Below are 3,576 nucleotides of genomic sequence, written 5' to 3' on the forward strand. Positions count from 1 at the left end.
GGGTGGGGTGTAAAAAAGTGTATCCTTGTTATTCAAGACTTTAACGGGTTTATGTAAATCATTAAAATGATCGAGGTAGTTCTTAATGGTGTCCCGGAAGGGATTCGAAAACGTATAGTAAGTAAGGTTATAAAAAATGGAGTATTCCAGACAGAAAGCGACTTATTTTGTTAGATAGTAGTGAAATGTATCTCAACAATAATTTTGGTGGACAATTGGTGGACAGGAATATAGATTGCATTCAATTTAACTCAAATAAACCTTGATATAACAAGGATTTAAACAAAAAAATCGGGCGCCCCTTTCGGAGCGCCCTTTTCATGGGAGAGGAGAAACCGGACGAAGAGCTTATGGGGAAACGTAAGTCTTCTCCGCGGTTGTCTACGACATCTTGCGACGCCGATAAATTTATTTTGTCCTTATTACTTGTAAATATACTTGTTCAAAATGAAAAAAATATCGGCGTACAGATATAGGTCAGCGGCGTCCACAATTTTCGAGATGCAACTGCTTTATTATGAACGGGATTCTATGGTACGATAGGCGGGAATGAGATAGAAGGGGGCAATTGCAAGTGAGAGTCATTGCGGGCGAGGCCAAGGGCCGCACGCTTAAGGCTGTGCCTGGTATGAATACGAGACCGACAACGGATAAGGTTAAGGAAGCTATTTTTAGCATGATCGGACCTTACTTTGACGGAGGAATAGCGCTGGATCTGTTCGCAGGTACAGGTGGATTAGGTATCGAGGCTTGGAGCAGAGGCATAGAACATACTGTTTTTGTTGATCGGGAAAGAATAAGCATTGATACGATTCGTCAAAATGTTGAAACGGCGAAGATGGGAAGCGCTGCTGAAATTTATAAAAATGATGCGGAGCGCGCATTGAAAGCGCTAGCGAAGCGGGAGCAAAAGTTCCGGCTTGTTTTTCTTGATCCGCCATACAAAATGATTACGATGGATAGTCTTATGACGCAGCTTGCCCAAAATCAGATGCTTGAGCCTGATGCGATTATCGTAGTCGAGCATGATRCAGCTCACCGTTACCCGGAGAAGCTGAAATATTTTGACCAACTGAAGCATGCGAAATACGGGGATATTGCCGTTTCTATATATCAATATTACAGCGATGACAGTCATCAAGACGGGAGTGAATCCGATGTTAATGAATAAACAAGAGCGCGTTGCTGTATATCCAGGCACGTTTGACCCTGTAACTTATGGCCATTTGGATATTATTCGAAGGTCTGCCAAGCAATTTGATCGGTTAATCGTTGCTGTATTGAACAATTCGAGTAAAAATCCTTTGTTCAGCGTGGAGGAGCGCAAGGCGCTGCTTACAGAAGTGACGCGCGATATTCCAAATGTGGAAATTGACAGTTTCCGGGATTTGCTCGTTCGATTTATGAAAACACGGCAAGCAAATGTCATTATTAGAGGCATTCGATCGGTAACTGATTTTGAATACGAGCTGCAGCTCGCTTCAACTAATCATTTGCTTGATGATGAAATAGATACGATGTTTATGATGACGAATCCGAAGTATTCCTACTTAAGCTCGAGCATCGTCAAAGAGATCGCACAATTTCACGGCGCAGTGCATGAGCTGGTACCGCCAATTGTGGAGAAGCAGCTAAGAGAGAAATATAACTCGAAAATTTAAATAAATGTTTGAAAAAGCCATTGTTTATCTTATTTTGGATTATATCGATTTACCTGTTCTCCGGAATGGCAGAAGTATGAGGGATACAAGCAGTCCCAAAAAAGTAAGTAGGATGCAGGCTGATATGGAGAACTGCCATAAAAATGGTAAATCATTTGCGTTTATGATTGCAGCGACAGTGTGTTGCATAGAGTAAGGATCAGATGGCGCCAACGTTGGCGTTGCTCCAGGTGCGAGTATCGGACGAAGCATTGAAGTGAGCGGCTTCCACAGAATGATCATAAATACACAGGCATGGAGAGCATGAATGATTCTCCATAATGCGAATGGGAGCAGCTTAAGGTCCGTCCCCGTAATGGAGTATCCAGCTTGTAAAATGCCGCTTAGTCCGCTCCATGCAAGCACAGTTGCGATAGCGGCAGCATTTCCGAGCATACCGGCTCCGGGAGCATCCCAGATCGCAGCCGCATAAGCACCCATATGACCTTCAAAAAAAGCCTGGCTAATAAAGTTTAGCCCAGCCTTATCCAGCCAAGGAGAGAGCAGCGGCTCTGATAATTTTGCAAGCACAGCTGCAAAAATCATAAATCCGCCGATCATCATAAGCTTCTGAACGCTTGCTGCAACAGAATCGCCAAGCGCTTTGCCGAAGCTGCGGCCATCCTGCTCTCTTCCGAGGCGAAATGCCTCTGCTGCACGATGAAGGATAGTGCTGCGATGCTCCACGTCATTGGCTGTGGCTGATAGTTTCTGACCTAGTTGATGACCAGGCTGTTCCTGATCTGACCGCTCCTGACCTGACCGCTCCTGACCTGGCTTCTCTTTACGGCTGAACAGCGTCATTATAAACATGACCCATAGCGCGGATATCCATACGGCTGCAGCAATAATGGCACCTACAATGGGCTTGTGCAGAAAGCCTGCGCCAATAACGACAAGCATAAATAATGGGTTTGGCATATGAGCGAGGGCTAGCAGCCGCTGGCCCTGTTGTTTTGTCACGACGTTTCTTTTGCGTAAGGAAGCTGTCGCTTCTGCTCCCGCGGGATAACCACCCATCCAACCAAGAACTATCGTAAGCGCGGCTTCACCTGGCAGTTTAAACAGTCTGCTCATCAGCGGCTGGAGCAGAGAGCCTAGCGCATGTGTGAGCCCAAAGGCTGCAATAAGCTCAGACAATACGAGAAACGGCAATAAACCAGGGAATACAATATTCCACCAGACGGTGAGTCCTTGAAGCGAAGCTTGAAACGCAGCATCTGGCTGAATGATGATGGCAACAACGAGCAATATGGACAGGAACGCTAACATAACTGTTTTAGCCAATGCTACTCCACTCCTTTAATTTTCTGCAAAAATAGAAATGATGCGACACGCCGAAAGGCAGGGCTAGGGCATCATGAGATGGACAATCATATACGTTAAATAGTACGCGTATAAAGTCATGGATAGACCATTTGGAGTAGCTTGTCTGCCTCAGAATAGTTAATGCTATATTTGACTGGCAAATTGGAAGTTTGAACGGGGTGTGCGATTGCAAAAACAACGATCAGATTTTCGCAGAATAGCATCGATCGCTGTATCGACAGCGGCTTTGATGTGGGTATTGTTATATGCTCCAACGCCCTATGTTGTTTATGAGCCGGGGATAGCTGTACCTGTTAAACCGATGGTAACGATTGAAAAGGGAGATGCTTTAGGAAAAGGCGACTTTTTGCTGACAGCAGTGAAAATGACGGAGCCTAATTTCTTGCGGACTATTCAATCGATGTGGAATTCGAATATGGATGTTCATCTCAAACGAGATGTGCTGCAAGGATACACAAAAGAAGAGTATGCACAAAGGCTAAGCATCATCATGCAGGGCTCGCAAAACAATGCGATTGAAGCTGCATATCATTATGCAGAATTACCC

At 44.9% G+C, this 3,576-nt stretch carries 3 protein-coding genes and 1 pseudogene; 3 read left to right on the forward strand and 1 reads right to left on the reverse strand.

Annotated elements, in window-relative coordinates:
- Positions 1-574 precede the first annotated feature (574 nt).
- Positions 575-1,171 (forward strand): 16S rRNA (guanine(966)-N(2))-methyltransferase RsmD, encoded by a 597-nt coding sequence (gene rsmD / locus AC1DSE_RS32605; RefSeq protein WP_477528867.1) that lies wholly within the window; start codon positions 575-577, stop codon positions 1,169-1,171.
- Positions 1,158-1,661, forward strand: a complete 504-nt coding sequence (gene coaD, locus AC1DSE_RS32610) for a pantetheine-phosphate adenylyltransferase (protein WP_477511441.1) — start codon at positions 1,158-1,160, stop codon at positions 1,659-1,661. The genes rsmD and coaD overlap by 14 nt, the downstream gene beginning before the upstream one ends.
- A gap of 39 nt (positions 1,662-1,700) precedes the next feature.
- On the opposite strand, the gene AC1DSE_RS32615 is transcribed toward coaD, so the two are convergent.
- On the reverse strand, positions 1,701-2,987 hold the full coding sequence (locus AC1DSE_RS32615; protein ID WP_477511440.1) for a nucleoside recognition domain-containing protein: 1,287 nt from the start codon (positions 2,985-2,987) through the stop codon (positions 1,701-1,703).
- A gap of 208 nt (positions 2,988-3,195) precedes the next feature.
- Here AC1DSE_RS32615 and AC1DSE_RS32620 point away from each other — a divergent pair.
- Positions 3,196-3,576: pseudogene (locus tag AC1DSE_RS32620) on the forward strand (hypothetical protein); the annotation flags it as partial.

This window comes from Paenibacillus sp. 01L418, from assembly GCF_056400045.1.